This is a genomic window from Vibrio sp. T20 (assembly GCF_007858795.1).
GTDB classification, from domain to species: Bacteria; Pseudomonadota; Gammaproteobacteria; order Enterobacterales; family Vibrionaceae; genus Vibrio; species Vibrio satsumensis.
In genome coordinates this window covers 1-216 of sequence record NZ_VFEB01000110.1, presented here as the reverse complement: position 1 = coordinate 216, position 216 = coordinate 1, and the positions used below count along the sequence as shown (strand labels likewise).

General features: G+C 41.7%; 1 protein-coding gene. It reads left to right on the top strand.

Going from position 1 to position 216, the window contains the following annotated elements:
* On the top strand, window positions 1-214 hold a 214-nt coding region (locus FTW16_RS13365; protein WP_186728066.1), incomplete at its 5' end, for an ABC transporter substrate-binding protein.
* Between the last annotated feature and the right edge of the window lie 2 nt (window positions 215-216).

The window sequence follows — 216 nt, the reverse complement described above, 5'->3', positions numbered from 1 at the left end:
GCCGCGACCAAACATTAAGCTTGAATTTAAGCTACGCAAAGACAAGAAGTCAGGCGAGTGGAAGGCGTTTGATATGGTTGCTGAAGGTATTAGCCTGTTATCGAGCAAGCAATCAGAGTGGAATACTAAAATTCGTCAAGAAGGCATTTTACAAGTTGCTGATGAATTGGAGAAACTGTCCGCACAGCCGATTCGTTTTGAGAGTAATAAATAATG